Genomic DNA, 22,594 nt, shown 5'->3' with positions numbered 1-22,594 from the left:
TTTTATTTTAGCCTTTCCACGCGGATCCCGCTGACCACGGCCTCGCCCGCCTCACCCTTGAAGGCGAGATCCAGCCTGTCGTCCTTCACCGCCACCTCGAACGTCCGCACCAGCGCGGTCATCGGGGCGCCGGCGGCCTTCACCACGTCCAGCCGGCGCAGCGCGGGGCGGCCCTCGGCGGAGACGGTGAACAGGCGGGCGCCGGGCTTGATCGCCGCGTCGGGCTCGAACAGGTGCAAGGTCACGCGGTAGCGGCCCTTGGGCACGGGGATGGCATAGGCGAAGTCGCCCGAGCGCCAGCTTTCGTAGGGCGCCTGGTCGGTGGTTCCCGACACGGGCCGGGCCGGGCCGGGCTGGCCGCCGCGGCTGGACGAGGGCTTGTCGCGGAAATTGCCGGCCCCGCCCTTCACGAACACGTCGGAGCCCCAGAGCAGGCCGTCCGCACCGCGCTTGCCGACCAACGTCCCAGCGCGGATCGCGTAGAAGCCGGGCTTGCCGGCGAACTGCCATTCGACCGCGTCGGAGACCGCGCCCGCCCCCGTGACCGCCTTCGCCTCGAGCCGGTTGGTGCCGGTATCGAGCGCCACGTTGGGCCAGCGGCAGATGCCGAGATCGCATTTCGCCTCGCCGAGGTCGCGGCCGCTGAGGCTCAGCCGCACGCTCGGCTGGTTGCTATAGGCCTTCACATCGGCCAGCGGATAGGGTCGGTCGACATAGCGGCGGCTGGTCAGGTGGACGAAGGGCTCCTTCGACCAGTTGGCCTTGTAGAAATAGAAGCCGTCCTTCTTCGTCTTGCGATCGAAGCTGATCAGCCCCTTGTCGTTGGTGTCGGTGAGGTCGCCTTCGAGGCGGAGTTCGTTCGAGAAATCGAACATGTTCCACACCCAGCTCGCCCAGACATAGGGTTTGGATGCGATCTGCCGCCAGCTTTCCTCGAGGACATAGCTCTGGAATTCCTCCGGGTGCGGGCGGCCGAACGGCGCGATCGGTGCGGCGGTGGGATCGTCGCTGTGCTGGGTCAGCGCGCCGCCGGCACCATATTCGCTGATCGAGATCGGCTGCTTCGGATAGAGCGCGTGCAGGCGATCGAGATCGGGGCCGAGCACGGTCACGTCGGGCGCGTACCAGCCATGATAGCGGTTATAGCCGATCACGTCGGTGATGCCGGCGACCGTATCCAGCCCCTCGCGCGCTTCGGACGGGATCGAGCCGCAGCAGTCCGCCAAGGTCGCGGGTCGGCTCGGATCCTCCTCATGCACCACCTTCTGCAGCCGTTCGAGCAGCGGCTTCGCGTTGGAGGTGCCCCTGCCCTTCGCGGCTTCGAGATTGACCTCGTTGGCGATCGACCAGACCGCGATCGAGGGATGGTTGTAGGTCTGGCGGATCAGCTCGCGGAGCTGCTGTTCGGCATTGGCGGCGAAGCCGGGCGTCGTCTTCTCCTGCCCCCAGGGCGCCGAGCGATCGACCAGCGGGATTTCCGCCCAGGTGACGAGCCCGGCCTTGTCCGCCGCGTCATAGGCGGCATCGGCATGCTGGTAGTGGGCGAGACGCAAGGTGTTGGCCCCGATCTCCCGAATCAGGTCCATATCCTCGGCAATGTCGGCATCGTCGATCGACCAGCCCTTCACCGGCCGATCCTGATGGCGCGAGACGCCGCGCAGGTCGACATGCGCGCCGTTGATCCAGAAGCCGGTGTTCGGATCGATCCGGAAGGTGCGGATGCCGAGCGGCTGTTCCACCCGGTCACGCAGCCGGCCCCTGGCATCGGCGATGTCGACGCGGACGCGGTAGAGATAGGGCTTGCCGACATCCCACAGCTTCGCGTCCGGCACGGTCAGCGTCTGCGCCAGTTCGGCGCCACCCTTCCCCGGCACCGGCTGCTTGCCGCGCGCGGTGGCGACGGCGCGGCCGTCCGCATCGAGGATGGTGGTGATGATCTCGGCGGTTTCGGCGCGGGGCTGGTCGTTCTCCAGCTTCGTGGTGATGGCGATGCGCGCGGCGCCACCCTCCACCGCCTCGGTGCGCGCATAGATGCCGGGGCCACCCATGTCGTGCATCGCCACGCGCAGCGGTGCGGTCAGCACCAGCCGCGCGGGGCGGTAGAGCCCGCCATACATCGGCCAGTCGCCGTTCATCGGCGGGATCTCGGCAGTGGGCGAGCCCGGATCGCGCGGCGAGGAATTGTCGGCGCGGACGACCAGCAGATTATCCCCCGTCGACTTCAGCGCCGCGGTGGCATCGAAACGGAAGCGGGCGAAGGCGCCCGCATGGCGGCCGAGCTTGACGCCGTTCAGCCAGACGTCGGCGATGATGCTTGCCGCGTCGAACTCGATCCAGGCGTGGCGATCGCCCATCTTCTCCGGCGTCGGGAAGCTCATCCGATACCAGCCGGGGCCGTGGACGTTCTGATAGTCGGAGCGCTTCTCGGCGGTGCCGCCCATCCGGTTCCAGTTGTGCGGCAACACCACCGGCTGCCAGCCCTTGTCGTCGAAGCCCGCCTGCGCGGCCGCCGGATGATCGCCCAGTTCGAAGCGCCAGCCCTCGACCAGCGGCATCGTCTGCCGATGCTGGGCGAAGGCGGGTGTGGCAACGGCGGCGAGGATCACCGGCAAGGTGAAGCAGGCGAGCTTTGACATCATATGGCCTTTGGTTGCGCGATCAGAAGCTGGTGGTCAGGCGGATGCCGCCATAGCGATTGAAGTCACGCGCCGGGTTGCGGTTCACCGCGAGACGGCCGCCATAATAGTTCTGCGCATTGGCGAGGCCAGCCGCATATTCCTGGTCGAACAGGTTGTTGACGAACAATGTCAGCGTGTAGCGATCGTCGCGGTCGCGGATGCCGACCTGCAGGTTGGCGAGGCCATAGGCCTTCTGCTCGGTCACGGGATCGCCCGACAGTGCGAAATTGACCTTCGACTGCCACGTGTAGGAGAGCGAGACGAGGCCGTCGAACGGCAGCGAGGGCAAGGGCACCTCATAATCGCCGCGGATGTTGCCGCGCCATTCGGGGGCGTTGTTGAGGCGGCCGCCCGCCAGATCCTGCACGCCGCCGACGCAGCCCTGCGCCGCCGTCTGCCCGGCATAGCATTGCGCACGATCGAACTCGCGGATCTTCGCATCGACATAGGAAAGCCCGCCGGCGAGCGTCAGCCGGTCGCCCACCCGCAAGCTGCCTTCCAATTCGGCGCCGCGGGTGCGGACCGAACCTACATTGCTGAGGATGAACGCGCCGGCCAATGTCGGCTCGCCTTCCTGCGCCTGGAAATTGTCGTAGGTGGTGTTGAACAGGGTCAGGTTGAGCGTGAGCCGCCGGTCGAACAACTGGGTGCGAACGCCCGCCTCGAAATCGTCCGAGGTTTCGGGCTTGATCGGCTGGCGCGCGGCGATGGCGGCGTTGAAGCTGCTGGTCAGGTCATATGCCTGGCCCTTGTAGCCGCGGGCGTAGAAGCCGAACGCCATGATATCCGGCGTGAAATGATGCTCCAGCCCGATCTTGCCGGTGAAGGCGGTATCGGCGTTGTTGCCCGAGAAGCTCTGGTTGTTAAGCCGGTTGTTGTAGACGTAGCTGATCTCTTCGCGGTTGAGGCGCGCGCCGAGGATCAGGCTGGTTTCCTCGATAAACTCCCAGGTCGCCTGGCCGAACACCGCATAGTTGCGGTTGGAGGCGACGGCATCCCAGTTGGCGCGGCCGATCGTGGGGCCACGGAAATAGGACCGGCTGAGGTCGCTATCCGCGAAGAACAGGCCGGCGACGTAGCGCAGCGGATTGCCGTCCGGCGAGATCAGGCGCAGTTCCTGCGTCCACTGCTTGGCGGCGAACTCGCCGAAGTTGACACGGCCACCGGCGGGGGCGCCGGGCGACACCGCCGGGTTGAGGTTGACCGCGGTCCCATCCAGATCCTGCGAATCCTCCAGGTTGAAGCGATTGTAGGACGTGATCGAGAGCAGGCTGTGATCGCCGATGTCGTAGGCGATGCGCAGTGAACCGCCGCGATCACGCGTATCCGACTGGACGAGATCGTCGGTGCGGATGCTGAGATTGTGCTTGTCGACGGTGATGCCTTCCAGCGCCACCGACTGCGGGAATTGCGGCAGATTGTAGAAGTTCGCGGTGGGATCGATCGCGATCAGCGTGGAGATGCAGCAATCGGTGTCGGTCTTGCGGTATCGCGCCTGCAGGGTGACTTCGAGTTCGGGCGTCGGCTCCCACAGCAATTTGCCGCGCACGCCGCGCTCCTTGCGGCCGTTGAGCCACTGATCGTTCTCAAGGTCGCGGACAATGCCGCGGAAATGGCTGACATCGCCACTGACGCGGAACGACAGGGTGTTGGTGATCGGGCCCGACAGCGCGACGGCAGCGCGCTGCTCGTCATTCTCGGCGATGCGGAAATCGCCCTTCACCGTGAAGTCCGAGCTGGGCCGCGCGGTGGTGATGTTGACGAGGCCGGCGGAGGCGGACTTGCCGAACAAGGTCGACTGTGGGCCGCGCAGCACCTCGACGCGCTCGAGATCGATCAGGTCGGTAAAGGCTTGCGCCTGGAAGGCGACGGGGACGTCGTCGATCACCACCGCGACCGCGGGCTCGACGCCGATGCTGAACGCGAAGGTGCCGACGCCGCGCAGGATGATCGAGCTGTTCGCGGGCTGGTCACCGGGCGTGATGGTGAGAGAGGGGACGACCTTGGTCAGATCCGAGAAATTCTGCACGCCGGCGCGGCCGAGCGCGCCTTCGGAAAGCGCGGTGACGGCGAGCGGCACGTCCTGCAGATTTTCCGAACGCTTTTGCGCGGTGACGACAATGTCATCGGACGATGGCGGCGGAGGCGCCGCTTCCTGCGCATAGGCCAGCGCCGGCAGGCAAACGGCGGTGGTCAGGACAGATAGCAACTTTGGGACGCGCATGGATTGAACCCCTCTCCCTATTGGTAAGGCCAGTTAGGGCGAGATTTCCCACTCTGTCAACTTGCAGGCCGCTATGTGGGAGTTTTTGGGCGAAAGGGTGTCTCTCTCACCTTGAGGCGTGCGTCGGGACTGGCGGGCATCGAAGGTCGCGACGAAATATAGTCACCGTCATTCCCGGCCGGCCTCGAGCCGGGGGCCCGCTTCTTCCCCGCTGTCGGGCAAACCTCATGCGCACGAAAATGCGATCCCGGCAGCATGTGAGCGGTTCGCGTGTCACAGAAAAAGAGGCAGGATCCCGGCTCAACGCCGGGATGACGGACATCCTGGTGCCAAGTTCTCGGCTCTCTGCCGAACCCTAAAGCGCGGCCCGTCGCGCGATTCGGTGCCGGTGCGCTTCCGCCTCGGCTTGCGCCTTCTGCATCAGTTCCAATTCGGTCGCGGCCAGCAGGTCATCGGTGACCCGCCGCAGATGGGTGCGCATCGCCTGGCGCGCGATTTGCGGATCGCGGGTGCGCAGCGCCTCGACGATCAGGCGGTGCTCGTCGACGCGGGGCGTGACGCCCTCGTGCCGTGCCTGATCGAACATCGCGACGCACAGCGGTGAGCGCTCGCGTACGTTCCACAGCATCTCGACCACCGACTGGACGAGGCTGTTGCCCGTCGCCTCGGCGATCAGCATGTGAAAATGCCGGTCCGCCTGCAGGTCCGCCGGCGATCCGGGTGCAGCCGCGGCCATGTCCGCCAGCGCCGTTTCGAGCGCATCGAGGCCCGCGGGTTCGATCGCAGTGGCGGCGAGCGCGGCAGCCTCACCCTCGAACATGATCCGCGCCTCGACCAGTTCGAACGCGCCGACATCGAGTTCGGGCAGGTCCGCCAGCGGCTGCGGCACGGCGCTGACATAGATGCCCGACCCCTGCCGCGCCTCGACCAGCCCGCGAATCTCCAGCGCGATCATCGCCTCGCGGATCGTCGGGCGGCTGACCGCATAATGTTCGGCAAGATCGCGCTCGCCCGGAAGACGCGATCCGGGGGGATAGCGGCGGTCGGCGATGGCCGAGGCGACTTCCTCGGCGATGCGCTGATAAAGTTTGCGGGGTGCGCTGGCCATATGCCGGGATTCCACATCAGCCGTCTTGACACAAGCGGAGAGACATCAGACCAGACCGGCCTGACCAATTAAAGGAATGATCGTGCCCAAGATCGTCAACGCCCGCGTTATCGTCACCTGCCCCGGCAGGAACTTCGTGACCTTGAAGATCGAGTGCGATGACGGCACCACGGGCGTCGGCGACGCGACGTTGAACGGCCGCGAGCTTTCGGTCGCCAGCTATCTGACCGACCATGTCATTCCCTGCCTGATCGGCCGCGACGCGCATCGCATCGAGGATATCTGGCAGTATCTCTACAAGGGTGCCTATTGGCGCCGCGGCCCGGTGACGATGACCGCGATCGCCGCGGTCGACATGGCTTTGTGGGACATCAAGGGCAAGCTGGCGGGGCTGCCGGTCTACCAGCTGCTCGGCGGTGCGAGCCGTGAAGGCGTGATGGTCTATGGCCATGCCAACGGCACCACGATCGAGGACACGATCGAGGCGGCGCTCGACTATCAGCAGCAGGGCTACAAGGCGATCCGCATCCAGTGCGGCGTGCCGGGCATGCCGAGCACCTATGGCGTCTCCAAGGATCGCTATTTTTACGAGCCGGCCGACGCGGATCTTCCGACCGAGAATGTCTGGAGCACCTCCAAATATCTCCGCATCGTGCCCGAACTGTTCAAGGCGGCGCGCGAGGCGCTGGGCTGGGACGTGCATCTGCTGCACGACATCCACCACCGCCTGACCCCGATCGAGGCGGGCCGGCTGGGCAAGGATCTGGAGCAGTACCGCCCGTTCTGGCTGGAGGACGCGACCCCGGCCGAGAACCAGGAAGCGTTCCGCCTGATCCGCCAGCACACGACAGCACCGCTGGCGGTGGGCGAGATCTTCAACTCGATCTGGGACGCCAAGGATCTGATCCAGAACCAGCTGATCGACTATATCCGCGCGACCGTGGTCCATGCCGGCGGCATCACCCATCTCCGCCGGATCGCGACGCTGGCCGACCTCTACCAGATCCGCACCGGCTGCCACGGCGCGACCGACCTGTCGCCGGTGTGCATGGCGGCGGCTTTGCACTTCGACCTGTCCGTGCCGAACTTCGGCGTGCAGGAATATATGCGCCACACGCCTGAGACCGACGCGGTGTTCCCGCATGCCTACACCTTCGCCAACGGCATGATGCACCCGGGCGACGCGCCGGGGTTGGGTGTCGACATCGATGAGGAACTGGCCGCCGGCTACGAATATAAGCGCGCCTTTCTGCCGGTGAACCGGCTGGAGGACGGGACGATGCATAGCTGGTGATTTGGGAGCGGGCGGCAGCGACATCGGCCGCCCCACAAGTGCTGGAAGCAGTTTCCGTTCCCAACCGTTCGTCCTGAGTAGGGACTGAGCTCGGCGAAGCCCGTATCGAGGGGTCCGCTCCGAGCCAGGCCCTTCGATACGCGTCTTCGACTTCGCTCAGCCGTTACTCAGGGCGAACGGTTTTGGAAAGACGATCCGCTCAGCACCTCCCCCCTCCGTTCGTCCCGAGCGAAGTCGAGGGACGAGGGGCCCCGCGCCGGATTCTCAAGCGATCTTTGCGTGACTCGTCCCTCGACTTCGCTCGGGACGAACGGGTGTGTGGATGGCGCCTGCTCTCAGGCTCCAACAATCACCGCCACCCCGCCTCGATCTCCTCCAGGCTCTTGCCCTTCGTCTCCGGCAGCGCGCGGTTGATGAACACGAACCCCGCCACACAGATCAGCGCGTAGAGCCAGAAGGTCATGCCCGTGCCCGCCGCGGCGTTGAGCAGCGGGAAGCTGTAGGTCAGCACGAAGCAGGCGGCCCAGAGTGCCGTCGTCGCCACCGCCATGCTCGCAGCCCGCGCCTCGCCGGGGAAGATCTCGGAGAGCGCGACCCACGTCACCGGCGCCAACGTCATCGCGTAGCAGGCGATCGCCGCGACAACGAGCGCGAGCAGCGGCCAGCCCTGCAGTCCGGCGAGATAGCAGCCGCCGAGCACGACATAGATGCCGGCAAGCCCCGCGCAGCCGATCAGCAGCAGGCGACGGCGCCCCCAGCGCTCGATCGTGAACAGCGCGACCAAGGTGAAGGCGCAGTTCACAGCACCGGTGATGACGATGTTGAACAAGGTATCCGACACCGCATAGCCGGCCGACGCGAAAATCTCCTGCGCGTAATTGAAGATCACGTTGATGCCGCACCATTGCTGGAGCACCGCCAGCACCACGCCGATCGCCAGCACGCGACGGAAGCGCGGTTCTCCGAGGACGGCGGCGAGGCTGCGGCCGGGAGCGGCGGCCAGCGCCTGGCGGATGCCGTCCAGCGCGTCCGCCGCATAGGCATCGCCGCCGAAGCGGCGCAGCACCGCGGCGCTGCGATCCCATTGACCGCGCTGCGCCAGCCAGCGCGGGCTTTCGGGGATCAGCAGGCAGCCGATCAGGAAGGCGATCGCCGGCAGCGCCGCGACGGCGAACATCCAGCGCCAGCCCTCGGTGCCGTTCCACGATGCGGCGATCTCGGCTGCGGTCGCGTTCACCGGCACCGGCTGGGCGATCAGCCAGTTGACGATCTGCGCGCCGAGCAGGCCGATGACGATCGCGATCTGGTTGAGGCAGACCAGCCGGCCACGGCTGGCGGGCGGCGCGATTTCGGCGATGTAGAGCGGCGAAAGGCCCGAGGCCATGCCGATCGCGATGCCGCCGAAGATGCGCCACGCAACGAAATCGCCGAAGCCTTGCGCCAACGCGGTGCCGATCGAAGAGACCGCGAAGATCAGGGCCGCGAGCAGCAGCGCCGCGCGCCGGCCGAACCGATCGCCGAGAGCGCCCGAACCGACCGCGCCGATCAGGCAGCCGATCAGCGCGCAGCTCACCGCCCACGCCTGGTCGGCGGGGGCGGACAGGCCGAAGCGCGCCTCGTAAAAGGGCTTGGCGCCGCCGATCACCACCCAGTCATAGCCGAACAGCAACCCGCCCAGCGCCGAGACCGACGCCGCAAGCCAGACCGCTCCGGAGGCGGCGGCCGGCACCGCGCCGGTGGCACCGCCGGCATCGTGATAGACCGGCCCCGCCATCAGAGCCGCCCCATCCGGCCACCATCGGCGACGACATCTTCGCCGGTGATGAAGCGCGCCGCATCCGAGGCGAGAAACTGCGCCAGCGCTGCGATATCCTCGGGCTGGCCGAGATCGGCGGGGTCGACCACCTCCGCGCCCGAGCGGATATTGGGGCTGGCATGGAGCATCGGTGTGTCGATCGCGCCGGGCAGGATCGCGTTGACGCGGATGCCGAGCGGCTTGCCCTCGATCGCCGCCGAGCGGGTGAGGCTGACCAGCCCGGCCTTCGCCGCCGCATAGGGCGCGACCAAAGGCGAGGTGCGGCGCGCATGGACCGAGGCGATGTTGACCACCGCACCCCCCGGGCCCATCCGCCGCAGCGCCTGGCCGGTGAACAAGGCGGCGCTGATCAGGTTGACGTCGAGCAGCCGGCGCCAGTCGGCGCCGGTCAACTCCGCAACGGGCTTGTAGATCATCATGCCCGCGACGTTGACGATCACGTCGAGCCCGCCGAACGCCGCGATCGCGCCATCGACCGCGGCCTTCACCGCATCCTCATCCGCCACATCCGCCTGCATCGCCCGCGCATCGGCGGCGCCGGCGGCGGTCAGCGCGGCGACGGCGGCGCCATCGTCGGCACGGGCATCGACCAGCAGGATCGACGCCCCCTCCCCCGCGAAGGCGCGCGCCACGGCAAGGCCGATGCCGCCGAGCCCGCCCGTCACCAGCACGCCACGGCTCACCATTCGCGCAGCTCCCCATGCGGCCCGCGCCATGCGGGATTGCGCCAGCGATGCGGATCGCGCGCCATTTCGCGCACCGCCGCCTCGTCGATCTCGACGCCGAGCCCCGGCGCCTCGGGCACCGCGACGCTGCCGCCAGTGACCGCGAACATCTCCGGATTGGCCATCAAGGTCGTCAGATCCTCGGCGGGGCCGTTATAATGGATGCCCAGCGACATCTCTTGGATCGCGAAATTGGGCGTGGCCGCCGCGACGTGCAGGCAGGCGGCGAGCGCCAGCGGCCCGATCGGGCAATGCGGCGCGAAGGCGACGTCATAGGCCTCCGCCATCGCGGCGATGCGCCGGCATTCGGAAATGCCGCCGGCGTGGGAGAGATCGGGCTGAGCGATGTCGATCGCCGCGCTTTCGAAGAAGGGCCGGAAATCCCAGCGGCTGTAGAGCCGCTCGCCCATCGCGATCGGCACGCTGGTGTGGCGCGCGATCTGCTCGATCGCGGCGGGATGTTCGCCGAGCAGCACCTCTTCGGCGAACAGCGGTCGCAGCGGCTCGATCGCGCTCAGGATCGCGCGTGCCATCGGCTTGTGGACGCGGCCATGAAAATCGAGCCCGACATCGATGCCCGCATCGCGCACCAGCCCCAGCCGTTCGACGACGCCATCGATATGCGCGCTGCTTTCGAGCCAGCCGGTCTCCTCGACGCCGTTCATCTTCACCGCGGTGAAGCCCTGCGCCTTACGCGCGGCGGCGGCGGCGGCCACGTCATGGGGGCGATCGCCGCCGATCCAGGCATAGACGCCGATGCGGTCGCGCACCCGGCCGCCGAGCAACTGGTAGACCGGCACGCCCAGCTTGCGCGCCTTCATGTCCCACAGCGCCTGATCGATGCCGGCGATGGCGGACATCAGCACCGGGCCGCCGCGATAGAAGCCGAGCCGGTAGAGAAGCTGCCAGGCATCTTCGATGCGATCCGGGTCATGGCCGATCAGCCGATCCCGCGCGGCATCGATCGCGCCGCAGACCGCCTCGACATGACCTTCGAGCGTCGCCTCCCCCCAGCCTACGGCGCCCTCAGCGCTTTCGATGCGGACGAACAGCCAGCGGGGGTGGACGGGAAAATACTCGATCCGCGCGATGCGGTCGGGCGCGGTACGGTTGTCGGAAGCGTCGGGGCGCAAGGGTAAGGCCATCCCTCTCGTTCGGTTGCCGCGTGGGCCGCGGCACCGTCCGTCGGATATATCTGATCAATATGTAGAACTCAAATTCATATAGGGGATTTCTGCCCGGACGCCGGTGCCATGATATCGAGCGCTTGCCGACGACAGCCAGGATGAGACCGGGATAATGTACGATGATGGAGATTGGTTGGACGAAAACCGCTCGGCCGCCGCCCCATTGCGCCTATCGATTAGCGCCCTGTGCGCTTACACGGAAGACCTGTTTATCGAGGATCGAACATCGCCGATAGTTCAGCGACAATAACGGAGAGGATCCGAAATGCCCGTCTATAACGGCACCGCCTATGCGGACATGATTGCCGGCGATCAGTTCGGCGTGGCGGACGACATCATTTTCGGTTTCGGCGGCAACGACGTGCTGTCCGGACTGGATGGCGCGGACAGGATCGAGGGCGGCAGCGGCAATGACAGCCTGGATGGCGGCGCCGGCATCGACACGCTGAGCTATGCATCGGCACTGGCGCGGATCGCGGTCGATCTCGCCATCGTCGGCGCGCAATCGACCGTCGGCGCGGGCATAGACAGTGTGACGGGGTTCGAGAACATCGCCGGATCCGCCTATGACGACACGCTGTCCGGCAACGAGATCGCCAATCTGATCGAGGGCGGGCAAGGCAAGGACAGGCTGGCCGGCCGTGTCGGTGACGATACGCTGGACGGACAGGCCGGCGACGATGTGCTCGATGGCGGCGCCGGCGCCGATACGCTGATCGGCGGCGACGGGTTCGACTGGGCGGGCTATGCGTCCAGCCAGGCCGGCGTCACCGTCGACCTCGCGGTGCAGGGGGCAACGCAGGATACGGGTGGTGCCGGCATCGACACGCTGATGGGCATCGAGGGCATCGTCGGATCCGACATGGCCGACCAGTTGAGCGGAGACGGTGGCGCCAACCAGTTGCTCGGCGGCCTCGGCGACGATGCCCTGGCGGGCGGTGACGGCGATGACCTGCTCGATGGCGGCGGTGGCACCGATCTCGTCCGCTATGCGACCGCGGCGGCGGCGGTCACCATCAACCTTCTCAGCCAATCCGCGCAGAATACGGGCGCCGCCGGGATCGACACGCTGCGCAGCATCGAGAATGTCGAAGGCAGCGCGTTTGGCGATACGCTGACCGGCAATGCCTTCGGCAACTTGCTCGCGGGTGGCCTCGGCAATGACGTGCTGAACGGCGGCCTGGGCAATGACCGGCTGGAGGGCGGCGATGGCATCGATACCGCGACCTATGCCAATGCCACCGGCGCGATCCGGGTCAATCTGGCGCTGATCGTCGCGCAGTCGACGATCTCCGCCGGCAGCGACACGCTGACGGGCATCGAGAATGTCACCGGCAGCGGATATGACGACCAACTCACCGGCGATGCCGGCGACAATATGCTCGTGGGCAATGGCGGCAACGACCTGCTGGCCGGCGGCCTCGGGAACGACCTGCTCAGCGGCGGTGCCGGCACCGACACCGCAAGCTATGCCGCAGCGACTGCCGGCGTTTCGGTGAATCTGGGCCTCACCACCGCGCAAGATACCGGCGGCGCCGGCATCGATACGCTGCTGTTCGTCGAGAACCTGACCGGCTCCGCCTATGCGGACACCCTCATCGGATCGACACAGGTCAACATCCTGCTCGGCGGTGCGGGCAATGACAGCATCGACGGCGCGGGAGCGAATGACGTGCTTGATGGCGGCGCCGGCGACGACATCATCCAGGGCGGCAACGGCAACGATCATCTGACCGGTGGTGTCGGCAATGATCAGGTCCATGGCGGTGCCGGCGACGACTTCTTCGTGCCCGGCGGCGGCAACGACCTGTTCGATGGCGGCACCGGCTTCGACACGGTCGACTATTCCGCCGCGGCCGGCCGGGTTCTGATAAGGCTGAGCGGCCCCACCGGTCTGCCGATCGCCCCGGGGCAGGGATATGACACACTCGTCGACATCGACCATATCATCGCCGGCGCCTTCGGAGACGAACTCATCGGCAAGGATGTGGGAGGCGGCACCGCCACCGCCCCCGGCGCGACGCTTGAGGGGCGCGGCGGGGATGACCGCATCGCCAGTGCATCGAGGGGCGTTTACGACACGCTGATCGGCGGCGACGGCAATGACTATCTCTCAGGCGACAGCGGCGACACGCTGATCGGGGGAGCGGGCGACGACCGATACAACATCACGATATACTCGGCCGTCGTGCCGTCGCTCTACGAGGCACCGGACGAGGGCCATGACGTGATCTTCGCCTGGGCCAGCCCCGTCGACTTCATCATGCCGGAGAATTTCGAGGATTTCCGATTCTCATCCGCCGCGGACGGGGTGAATGTGGACGGCAACGCGCTGGACAATCTGATCGAGGGGAGTTGGGGCGACAGCATCTTCAACGGACTCGGCGGCAATGACGCACTCATCGGCAGCCGTGGCATCGACATTCTGTCCGGCGGCGAAGGCGCCGACCGCTTCATCTATACCAGCCTGCTCGATTCGAACGCGGAGCTGGGCATCGACCGGATCATGGACCTGACCGAAGCCGACATGATCGATCTTTCGGCCATCGATGCCAGCTCCAACGGTTCGTACAACGAGGCCTTCTCGCTCGTCACCGCGCTGACCGGCACCGCCGGCGAGTTAGCGGTAGTGTTCGATGCCGGTACCGACACCACGAGCCTGCTGGGCGACGTCGATGGCGATGCCATCGCCGACCTCATCATCCATGTGACGGGCGACGTTCGCTCACTGGCGACGGACTGGATCCTGTAGGCGCAGCTCTCGCCGCAACGCCCTTACGAAAGGGCGCTTGCAGCATGCCGTGCGGGCGATCGGGTCCGGTGTGGCGGACCCGATCAGTTTTCCCGCCTATTTGAGCCTACTTCCGCAGCACCCGCTGATACGCTGCGATGAGCGGCTCGATCTGGCGGGACCAGTCGAGTTCCTTCTCGACGCGGTTGCGACCGAACTTGCCCATCTCCTCGCGCTTGGCGGGATCGTCGAGCAGGCCGAGGATCTTGTCGGCCATGTCGACCGGATCGTTCGCCTTCGCGTAGAGCGAGGCCTGCTGCGCGCTGAACTTGCCCTCGGCGACGTCGAACTGAACGATGGCCTTCTCCATCGCCATATATTCCATGATCTTGTTCATGGTCGACTTGTCGTTCATCGGGTTGACCCGATCGGGGTTCACGCAGACGTCCGCAGTGCACAGCACCTCGAACAGGTCCTGGTCGGGCGCGCGGCCGGTGAAGGTGACATGGTCCGAAAGGCCCATCTCCGCCGCCATCGCCTGCAGCCCCTTGAGGCTGGGGCCGCCGCCGACGAGGCAGAACTGCACATCGTCACGCTTCTTGTCATAAACGATGTGACGCGCGGATTCGAGCAGCAGGTCGATGCCCTCCTGATCGCCCATCACGCCGACATAACCGACCATGAAGCGCCGGCCCTTCTTCCATGCCGGGTTGACCGGCACCGCGCGGACGCGGGTGAGATCGGGGCCCGAGCGGACGACGAACACATCCTCGGGCTTCTTGCCGCCGCGCTCGATGGCGATGCGGCGATAGCTTTCATTGGTGGCGATCGAGACGCGCGCCGCCTTGAAGGTCAGCTTTTCGAACAGCACCATCAGCTTCCAGAAGAAGCCGCGCTTGTCGAACTTCGCCTCGTAAAGCTCCGGATTGATGTCGTGATGATCGAACAGGTAGCGCACGCCGAACAGGCGCAGCGGCAGCGAGACCAGGAAGATCAGGTCGGGCGGGTTGCAGCCGTGGATCACGTCGATCCCGCCCTTGAAGAAGATCTTCCAGGCGTAGACCGTTTCCCAGAACAGCGCCGCGCCATATTCGGCGAGATAGCCCATCGCGCCGGAGGCATCGAGCGGCAGCGGGTGGCGGTAGATCTCGATACCGTCCAGCGTTTCGCGCCGCGCCTCATGCCCCTTGCCGGTGGGGCAGATGATCGAGACATGGGCGCCCGCCGCCTTCAGGGTGCGGGCTTCCTGCCACACGCGCCGATCGAACGGCACCGGCAGGTTTTCCACCACGATCAGCACCCGCTTGCCGGCGAGCGGCTTGGTGTCGAGCAGCGGGGACGAGAAAGGCTGAGCGTGCGATGGCGTCGCCATCGCGGCATCGCCACCGATCTTATGCAGAGCGTTCGTAGCCATCGGTCAGCCCTTCTTCGTTCAGTCGCGGCAGTTCGGCGCCCGGGTGTCAGGCGCCCGGGTTTCAGGCGATCGCGTCGATGTCGACGAGGATGCCGGCATCCACGGTCAACGATTTGATCGTGCGATTGGCTGCAATCGCCAGATCCCAGCGCGTGCCCTCGGCAACCTCCTTGGTCACCAGCAGCTTGCGCAGCGACGGCAGGTTGGAATGGGCATAGCCGAGGTTCTGGCCGATCAGCCGCTCCGCCTCGATCGCCGGATCGTAGATCGACAGCTCATAGCCGCTTTCCAGCAGCTTGCGCGCCAGATCGACGTTCGGGCTCTCGCGCAGATCGTCGGTCTCCGCCTTGAACGCCAGGCCGACGAGCAGGATCTTCGAGCCCTTGGGCACCAGCTTCATGACGCGATCGGCGTGGAAATGCTTGTGGGCGTCGTTCGAGCGCATCAGCATGTCGACCAGCGGGGTGTTCGCACCGAGCTCCGCCGAAATATATTGGAGCGCGCGAACGTCCTTGGGCAGGCAGGAGCCGCCGAACGCGCCGCCGGGGCGGGTATAGTAGGACGACAGGTTGAGCTTGGTGTCCGACTTGAAGATCGCGTGGACCTGCTGGGCGCTGATGCCCTGCAGCGCGCAGACGCGGCCGACCTCGTTGGCGAAGGCCACCTTCACCGCATGCCAGGTGTTGTCGACGAACTTGGTGATCTCCGCCTCGCGATAGCGGACGTGGAAGGTGGTCGCCTCGATGCCGGCGTGGAGGCCTTCCATCGCCTCGTTGGGCTCACCATCCTCGGTGCCGATGACGATCTTCGGCGGCTCGAAATAATCCTTGATCGCGCTCGATTCGCGCAGGAATTCCGGGTTGTAGACGAGCTGGACGAGATCCTTCCAACCATCGCCCAGCGCCGCCGCGACGATCGGCGCGATTAGGGTTTCGGTGGTGCCCGGGCGCATCGTGGAGCGGTAGGCGATCGTCAGCGGCTTGGCGCGATCGGCCTTCAGCGCCTGCGCGATCTGGGTGGTGACCTGCGCGACATAGGACATGTCGTGCGCGCCGGTGATGCCGCTGGGCGTGCCGACGCAGACGATCGCGATATCCGCGGCGTCCAGCGCATCACCGATGGTGGTGCGCGCCTCGAGCAGCCCCTTGGAGCGCGCCTCGGCGATGAGTTCATCCAGGCCCGGTTCGGTGATCGGCGACTTGCCGGCATTCAGCGCGTCGACCTTCGACTGCGAGACGTCGATGCCGGTCACATGGTGGCCCTGGCTGGCGATGCAGCCAGCCGCCGTGCAACCCACATAACCGAGGCCAAGAATCACGATCCGCAAGGGTGTTGCTCCGTCAATGTTGCGGCGCAGTGCCGTACCGCATCGGTGCGGGAGGGCAAGGCGCCAAGGGCAGGATGTATTTCACTCCGCCTAAGTGGCGGCAATCAGGCTGTTCTGGTGGTTGCGACGCCGCAACGGCCATAAAATAATCCCAGGGGAGTTTTCAACATGATAACCGACCGCCGCTGGAGTCGCGAGAGAAATTGTGCGGCGCAGCAAAATAGTGACGAAGGATGTTGCGCCCATGGCGTTTCTGGTTACCGGCGCGGCCGGATTCATCGGCCACCATGTCGCATCGCGCCTGCTGGCGCGAGGTGAGCGGGTGATCGGGATCGACAATCTGAACCCTTATTACGCCGTCTCGCTGAAACGCGACCGCTTGGGCGACCTGACCGCGCGTTGCGGCGACGCGTTCCGCTTCGTCGAGGCCGACTTTGCCGATGAGGATGCACTGGAAGCCGCGGTGGCGGGCGTGGAGATCGAGGGCATCGTCCATCTCGGTGCGCAGGCGGGCGTGCGCCATTCGCTGCAGGATCCGCGCGCCTATGTGCGTGCCAATGTGATGGGGCATCTCAACCTGCTGGAGCTGGCCCGCGCGCGGCGGCCGCGGCACATGGTCTATGCCTCGTCCTCGTCGGTCTATGGCGGCAATATCGCCTTGCCGTTCAGTGTCGCGGACCGCACCGACAACCCGGTTTCGCTCTATGCCGCCACCAAGCGTGCCGACGAACTGATGAGCGAGAGCTATGCGCACCTGTATCGCCTGCCGCTGACGGGCCTGCGCTTCTTCACCGTCTATGGCCCGTGGGGCCGGCCGGACATGGCGATGTGGATCTTCACCAGCGCTATCCTGGAGGGGCGTCCGATCCGGGTGAGCAATGGTGGCCGCGTGCAGCGCGACTTCACCTATATCGACGATATCGTCGCCGGCGTGATCGCCTGCCTCGATTCTCCGCCGTCCGACGATGGCGCGCCCAAGCCCGGCGGCAGCCTGGGCCCGCACCGCATCTACAATGTCGGCAACCATCGCGCCGAACCGCTCGACGAGGTGATCGCGCTGATCGAACGGAACTGCGGCCGCGCCGCGATCCGCGAGGCGGTGCCACTGCCCCCCGGCGACGTTGCGGCGACCTTCGCCGACATCGACGCGATCAGCGCCGACCATGGCTATCGGCCGACCACGACGATCGCGGAAGGCGTGCCGCGCTTCGTGGACTGGTTCCGCCAGTATCACGGGGTATGAGGGCGTGCCACCCCGAGGGGGCTGACGCATGCCCACATATGAACTGAGCGCCGGATTTTCCTCGCCGAGCTTTGCTCGGGAGGGGCGAGATGGGGTCGATCGTGCCCCCGGCACGATCTTGGAATGCCGGGGCAATCCACCCCCACTCGCGCGCGCCAGCGCGTGTTGGAGGGGCCGGCTCGGCCCGGCTCGTTGACACGGCAATGAGATCGGAAGCTTCGGCGCCGGCCCCTCCACCATTTGTCGCGCAAATGGTCCCCTCCCCTGGGGCTTCGCGCCACGGGAGGAAAAGCAAACCGTTTCAATCGACGTAAGCAGGCGCCGATTCTCGCCGAATCACAGCCGCCCAGGCCACAAACAAAAAAAGTGGCGACCCTTTCGGGCCGCCACTCTTTAATCAAGCCGGTAGGACTGAAAGATCAGTCGCTGGTCGGCTCATCATCATCGTCGGCCGCAATCACGATCGCCGTGACAACCAGGCCGAGAGCGACAACGCCCAGGATGACGCCCGAAGTCGCCTTGCTGGCGTCGTTCAGGAAAGTACCCTTGCGCGCATTCGCCTTGGCGCCGCTGAGCGCCTTCGCCGAAAGCGCCGAGCTGGACGCACGCACCGACTGACCCGCAGCCATCACCGGGGTGGCCGTAAGCGCGAGAACAGCCGCAATCGCGGTGGAGATCCTACCAATACCCATGTTTCACTCCCTCATGACTTCGTGTGCCGTGCTCGATTGATGCTGCAATGCCATACTAGGATTGGTTACGCAAGTGTCATATCGCAGTGCAACAGAGATTCGGGCGACAAACGGATTAGCACGACTCAAGTTCCGTTTCCTCGCCCACCTCCTAACCTGCCGTAGCGTTCTCCGCCACCGTTGGTTGCACTGCGGCATCTTTTGCCGAAACCGCGCTGCGGCCGATCGACGTGTAGGAGAATCCCGCCGCGAGCGCTTCTTCGGGCGGATAGATGTTGCGCAGGTCGACGAGAATCGGCGACGCCATCAGCCGGGCGACGCGCTTGAGATCGAGCGCACGGAACAGATCCCATTCGGTGACGATCACCAGCGCATCCGCCCCCTCGGCCGCGGCATAGGGATCGCCCACCAGCGTGACGTCCGGCAGCATCGGCCGCGCGGCCTCCATCCCTTCCGGATCGAAGGCGCGCACTTCGGCACCGGCATCGAGCAGGGTCTGGACGATCGCCAGCGCCGGCGCGTCACGCATGTCGTCGGTGTTGGGCTTGAAGGTGAGCCCGAGCACGCCGACGCGCTTGCCGCGCACATCGCCGCCGGCCGCCTGGATCACCTTGCGGCCCATCGCACGCTTGCGCTGCTCGTTGACCTGAACCACCGCCTCGACGATGCGCATCGGGCTTTCATGGTCCTCCGCCGTCTTGAGCAGCGCCAGCGTATCCTTGGGGAAGCAGGAGCCGCCGAAGCCGGGGCCGGCGTGGAGAAATTTCGGGCCGATCCGATTGTCCAGCCCGATGCCCCGGGCGACATCCTTCACGTCGGCATCCACCTGCTCGCACAGGTCGGCGATCTCGTTGATGAAGGTGATCTTGGTCGCGAGGAAGGCGTTCGCGGCATATTTGATCAGCTCGGCGGTGCGCCGCGCGGTGAACAGCAGCGGCGCCTCGTTGAGATAGAGCGGGCGATAGATCGCGCGCATCACGCCGCGCGCCCGCTCGTCCGTGGTGCCGATGACGATGCGGTCGGGCCGCTTGAAATCGCTGATGGCGGCGCCTTCGCGCAGGAATTCGGGATTGGAGACGACCGCGGCGTCGATCCCCGGCGCAACTTCGCGCAGGATGCGTTCCACCTCGTCGCCGGTGCCGACGGGCACGGTGGACTTGGTGACGACCACCGTCGGGCCGGTCAGCGCCGCGCCGATCTCCCGCGTTGCGGCGAACACATAGCTGAGGTCGGCATGGCCGTCGCCACGGCGCGAGGGCGTGCCCACCGCGATGAAGATCGCATCGGCATCGGCCACCGCCGCCGGCAGATCGAGCGAGAAGGACAGCCGCCCTGCCTCGACATTGGATTTGACGAGCTGGGCAAGGCCGGGCTCGTAGATCGGCATCTTGTTGGCTTCGAGGTCGGCGATCTTGCCGGCATCCTTGTCGACGCAGATCACGTCATGGCCGAAATCGGCCAGGCACGCCCCCGATACCAGGCCGACATATCCGGCCCCGATCATCACGATCTTCACGTTCGCTGCCTTTTCGCTCTTGCTGGAACGGCCGCCCCATGGCGCGGCGCCGCGGCGCTGGCAACCTCTGTTCGATCACCGCGCCGCACGGCATGGCCAAAGCGGCGTTCAACCGGTGCCCCGCCCTGCCTTCGTCCCGTCGCGACGACATCCGCATATGTCCGCCCGGGCTTCGTCCAAAGTCTTCCCGGTCAAGTGCGGGAGAAGGCAATCGGGGGCGTGCCGCCACTATCGGCGCGGTTTTCGAAGCCCTAGCCGCAGACAAGAAAAAGGGGAGCCGGTCTCGCGACCGACTCCCCGATTTTCCAGCCCTGAACCCGAAGGTTCAGGCGCGGCATTACATGCCGGCGCCGGGCCCGTAGGTGATTTCCACGCGACGGTTCTGCAGTTCGCGAACGCCGTCGGCGGTCTCGACGCGCGGACGGCTCTCGCCGAAGGCCTGCGTCGTGATGACGCCACCCGCGATGCCACGCGATTCGAGGTAGGCACGGACCGAAGCGTTGCGACGCTCCGACAGGCCCACATTGTACTTGGCCGAACCCGAGCGGTCGGCGTGACCGGCGAGCATGACCTGCGCCTGGCCGCAATTGCCATAAGCGGTGACAGCGTTGTCGAGGATCGACGCCGCTTCCGGCGTGATGTCCGACTTGTCCCACTCGAAGAAGACAATGTACGGCCCCGGGGTGCACTCGACGACCGGCGGCGGCGGCGGCGGCGGGGCCTCTACCGGCGGCGGCGGCGGAGCGGGCTCCGGCGGCGGCGGCGGCGGCGGGGTCGGCGCGCCGAAGTTGTAGATGAAGCTGCCGAGCAGGCTGTGCGACCGGAAGCGGCTGCTCACGTCGCGGCCCAGGCGGTCCACCATGTCGACATTGTCGACGTTGAAGAAGCGATACTTGACGCCGACGTCCCAGTGATCGGTGATCGGGGCGCGAATGCCCGCGATGACCTGCCACGCGAAACCGGTGTCGGAATCGTCGAGGAACGGCCCGCCTTCCGGCGTCTGGACGGTCACGCCGTCATACTTGACGCGAGCGACACCGACACCGCCGCCGACATAACCGGCGAGACCATCGTCCTCACCGCCGAAGTCGAGCAGGCCGTTGACCATGAAGCTGAGCGCCGAGACCGAACCGGCAGCACCGTCGAAGGTGCCGTTGACCAGCGTGCCCGAGTTGCCGCGCGGAATACCGGCGGTCGCGGTCAGGCTGTCGATGTTGGCACGCTTGTAGGCGACTTCCGCTTCAGCGCGGAACATGCCGAAGTCGTAGCCAATGATGCCGTCGGCATCGTAGCCATATTTGGAATCGATCGTTGCGCCGTTGTCGATCGCACCGATATCGAGATCGATATCTTCGACGATCATAGCACCAGCTTCGACGCCGATGTACCACGCGTCATCCCGCGCCATTGCGGGCGAGGCGAGCGCAGTCGATGCCAATGCCATCGCGATGGCAAGGTTCCGCATAGAAGTCCCCTTTCACAGTGTCACTCGGACAGCGAAAACCCACTACCTCTCAGGAGGTTTCAACGCAAGCGCACAAAAAGGCGAAACTGTTGCAACAATGCCGCACAACGGTCGTTTCACGGGCGCGCCGAGCGCCAGCCGGGTGGGGATCGTTACCGGCGTGTTTCAAATTTCCCACCCTGCGCCTCCAAGGGGGGATGGCGTGACATTCCGGCATCACCCCGCAGATGCGCGAGGTCGGGTTTCGAACGGCTGCGACGCATCACGACGATTCAATCCGAAGCGGACCATTTCGTCGCATCAGGCGGAGCATCGCCGCCGCTGACAGCCAGATTATAGCGTGCGCGCCATGCGCTTATCGATGCGCTTCACCGCCGGGTGGTTCGCGCGCACCGCCGCCGCAGTCTCTGCCTGCGCATGGCGGCGCACAGGCGCGATCTTCTTCGATCAGGCGCGGCGTCTCCGACGGTCGAGCGACTGCGCATCCGCAACTGTCGCCAACGCCCTGCATGACGACGGGCACTTGGCGCGCGGCGGCGGCGAGGAATCGGCGGGTTGCCGCTGGAACGATATGTGTAGGGGCCACTGGTGGGCGCTGACGGGCTCGAACCGCCGACCCTCTCGGTGTAAACGAGATGCTCTACCAACTGAGCTAAGCGCCCGCGCTGCGGGAGCGCGGCTATGCGCTGCGGCGGCGCCGCGGTCAAGCGATGGTGCAGGATGGTGAGGGCGCGCACGGCGGCGGTGCACGCCCTCCTCTCACTGGCTGCCGACTGGATCGATGGCGCATCATCGATTTACGGCAATCATTCGATAAACTTCGATCAAGATTGTAAAATTTTCACCTGACACGCCGCACGCGTTCGGCCTAGGCCTCGCGCAGCCACTTGAAGAGGTCGCTGGCCGGGGGGACAGTATGGGTATCATCTGCAAGTTGCGGGGGCATAAGCCCGACCGGGGCGGTGCACGCCACGACGGTGAAGATTATTGGACCGCGTGCAGGCGCTGCAACACGCCTTTGATTCGCGCCATCGACGGCTGGCGCGAACCCAGTGCGGACGAGACGATGGTTCACGCGCAGCAGGTGGAGGCACGCGGACGAGCGACGCCGCGGTCGGAGCAAAGCCGTTTCCAGAGCAGCCGCAGGCCGGACGGTCCGGGATGAGCCGAAGCA

The 22,594-nt window shown here is 66.1% G+C and carries 14 protein-coding genes and 1 tRNA gene; 3 read left to right on the top strand and 12 right to left on the bottom strand.

Features of this window, described 5'->3' with window-relative positions; translation table 11 throughout:
• Positions 1-2: 2 nt before the first annotated feature.
• From FHS96_RS00895 to FHS96_RS00885, 3 genes are all read right to left on the bottom strand, one after another.
• A complete protein-coding gene (locus tag FHS96_RS00895; protein WP_429587345.1) occupies positions 3-2,636 on the bottom strand; it encodes a glycoside hydrolase family 2 TIM barrel-domain containing protein in 2,634 nt (877 codons plus the stop codon).
• A gap of 22 nt (positions 2,637-2,658) precedes the next feature.
• A complete protein-coding gene (locus FHS96_RS00890) occupies positions 2,659-4,902 on the bottom strand; it encodes a TonB-dependent receptor (protein ID WP_429587343.1) in 2,244 nt (747 codons plus the stop codon).
• A gap of 355 nt (positions 4,903-5,257) precedes the next feature.
• The gene (locus FHS96_RS00885; RefSeq protein ID WP_429587342.1) at positions 5,258-6,010 is read right to left on the bottom strand and encodes a FadR/GntR family transcriptional regulator; all 753 of its coding nucleotides are present in this window, start codon (positions 6,008-6,010) and stop codon (positions 5,258-5,260) included.
• Between the two features lie 82 nt (positions 6,011-6,092).
• On the opposite strand from FHS96_RS00885, the gene manD reads away from it, so the two are divergent.
• The gene (manD, locus tag FHS96_RS00880) at positions 6,093-7,304 is read left to right on the top strand and encodes a D-mannonate dehydratase ManD (RefSeq protein ID WP_429587340.1); all 1,212 of its coding nucleotides are present in this window, start codon (positions 6,093-6,095) and stop codon (positions 7,302-7,304) included.
• Between the two features lie 349 nt (positions 7,305-7,653).
• On the opposite strand, the gene FHS96_RS00875 is transcribed toward manD, so the two are convergent.
• From FHS96_RS00875 to dgoD, 3 genes are read right to left on the bottom strand one after another with little or no spacing between them, the layout of a single operon-like run.
• Positions 7,654-9,078, bottom strand: a complete 1,425-nt coding sequence (locus tag FHS96_RS00875) for a sugar porter family MFS transporter (RefSeq protein WP_429587339.1) — start codon at positions 9,076-9,078, stop codon at positions 7,654-7,656.
• The gene (locus FHS96_RS00870) at positions 9,078-9,806 is read right to left on the bottom strand and encodes an SDR family NAD(P)-dependent oxidoreductase (RefSeq protein ID WP_429587338.1); all 729 of its coding nucleotides are present in this window, start codon (positions 9,804-9,806) and stop codon (positions 9,078-9,080) included. The genes FHS96_RS00875 and FHS96_RS00870 overlap by 1 nt, the downstream gene beginning before the upstream one ends.
• Entirely contained in the window at positions 9,800-10,990 is a 1,191-nt protein-coding gene (dgoD, locus tag FHS96_RS00865; protein ID WP_429587337.1) for a galactonate dehydratase, read from the bottom strand. Before dgoD ends, FHS96_RS00870 begins: the two co-directional genes overlap by 7 nt.
• A 307-nt stretch (positions 10,991-11,297) precedes the next feature.
• Between dgoD and FHS96_RS00860 the strand changes: the two genes are divergently transcribed.
• Positions 11,298-13,784, top strand: coding sequence for a M10 family metallopeptidase C-terminal domain-containing protein (locus tag FHS96_RS00860; protein ID WP_429587335.1), 2,487 nt, complete (start codon positions 11,298-11,300; stop codon positions 13,782-13,784).
• A gap of 106 nt (positions 13,785-13,890) precedes the next feature.
• Here FHS96_RS00860 and FHS96_RS00855 read toward each other — a convergent pair whose 3' ends face one another.
• Positions 13,891-15,177, bottom strand: coding sequence for a glycosyltransferase family 4 protein (locus tag FHS96_RS00855; protein WP_429587333.1), 1,287 nt, complete (start codon positions 15,175-15,177; stop codon positions 13,891-13,893).
• A gap of 61 nt (positions 15,178-15,238) precedes the next feature.
• Positions 15,239-16,522 carry a nucleotide sugar dehydrogenase gene (locus FHS96_RS00850; protein WP_488168724.1) on the bottom strand — a complete coding sequence of 428 codons (1,284 nt, stop codon included), beginning with the start codon at positions 16,520-16,522 and terminating at the stop codon, positions 15,239-15,241.
• A gap of 226 nt (positions 16,523-16,748) precedes the next feature.
• Here FHS96_RS00850 and FHS96_RS00845 point away from each other — a divergent pair, with 226 nt between their 5' ends.
• Complete coding sequence (locus FHS96_RS00845; protein ID WP_429587331.1) at positions 16,749-17,747, top strand: SDR family NAD(P)-dependent oxidoreductase; 999 nt, start codon at positions 16,749-16,751, stop codon at positions 17,745-17,747.
• Between the two features lie 419 nt (positions 17,748-18,166).
• Here FHS96_RS00845 and FHS96_RS00840 read toward each other — a convergent pair whose 3' ends face one another.
• The 4 genes from FHS96_RS00840 to FHS96_RS00825 form a co-directional block, all read right to left on the bottom strand.
• Positions 18,167-18,439, bottom strand: coding sequence for a hypothetical protein (locus FHS96_RS00840; protein WP_429587330.1), 273 nt, complete (start codon positions 18,437-18,439; stop codon positions 18,167-18,169).
• A gap of 151 nt (positions 18,440-18,590) precedes the next feature.
• On the bottom strand, positions 18,591-19,955 hold the full coding sequence (locus FHS96_RS00835; RefSeq protein WP_429587329.1) for a UDP-glucose dehydrogenase family protein: 1,365 nt from the start codon (positions 19,953-19,955) through the stop codon (positions 18,591-18,593).
• 337 nt (positions 19,956-20,292) lie between these two features.
• A complete protein-coding gene (locus FHS96_RS00830; protein ID WP_429587328.1) occupies positions 20,293-21,420 on the bottom strand; it encodes an OmpA family protein in 1,128 nt (375 codons plus the stop codon).
• A gap of 586 nt (positions 21,421-22,006) precedes the next feature.
• A tRNA-Val gene (locus FHS96_RS00825) sits at positions 22,007-22,082 on the bottom strand.
• Positions 22,083-22,594: the final 512 nt, after the last annotated feature.

Origin of the sequence: Sphingomonas zeicaulis (genome assembly GCF_050433225.1) — a bacterium.
GTDB lineage: Bacteria > Pseudomonadota > Alphaproteobacteria > Sphingomonadales > Sphingomonadaceae > Sphingomonas_D > Sphingomonas_D zeicaulis.
This window is presented reverse-complemented; position numbering and strand designations above follow the sequence as displayed.

Bases quoted from the DNA above. Each gene is read 5' to 3' on its own strand.
- FHS96_RS00855 (WP_429587333.1), bottom strand. From the start codon at position 15,177: ATGGCTACGAACGCTCTGCATAAGATCGGTGGCGATGCCGCGATGGCG.
- FHS96_RS00875 (WP_429587339.1), bottom strand. From the start codon at position 9,078: ATGGCGGGGCCGGTCTATCACGATGCCGGCGGTGCCACCGGCGCGGTG.
- FHS96_RS00860 (WP_429587335.1), top strand. From the start codon at position 11,298: ATGCCCGTCTATAACGGCACCGCCTATGCGGACATGATTGCCGGCGAT.
- FHS96_RS00870 (WP_429587338.1), bottom strand. From the start codon at position 9,806: ATGGTGAGCCGTGGCGTGCTGGTGACGGGCGGGCTCGGCGGCATCGGC.
- FHS96_RS00885 (WP_429587342.1), bottom strand. From the start codon at position 6,010: ATGGCCAGCGCACCCCGCAAACTTTATCAGCGCATCGCCGAGGAAGTC.
- dgoD (WP_429587337.1), bottom strand. From the start codon at position 10,990: ATGGCCTTACCCTTGCGCCCCGACGCTTCCGACAACCGTACCGCGCCC.
- FHS96_RS00895 (WP_429587345.1), bottom strand. From the start codon at position 2,636: ATGTCAAAGCTCGCCTGCTTCACCTTGCCGGTGATCCTCGCCGCCGTT.
- FHS96_RS00845 (WP_429587331.1), top strand. From the start codon at position 16,749: ATGGCGTTTCTGGTTACCGGCGCGGCCGGATTCATCGGCCACCATGTC.
- FHS96_RS00840 (WP_429587330.1), bottom strand. From the start codon at position 18,439: ATGGGTATTGGTAGGATCTCCACCGCGATTGCGGCTGTTCTCGCGCTT.
- FHS96_RS00830 (WP_429587328.1), bottom strand. From the start codon at position 21,420: ATGCGGAACCTTGCCATCGCGATGGCATTGGCATCGACTGCGCTCGCC.
- FHS96_RS00890 (WP_429587343.1), bottom strand. From the start codon at position 4,902: ATGCGCGTCCCAAAGTTGCTATCTGTCCTGACCACCGCCGTTTGCCTG.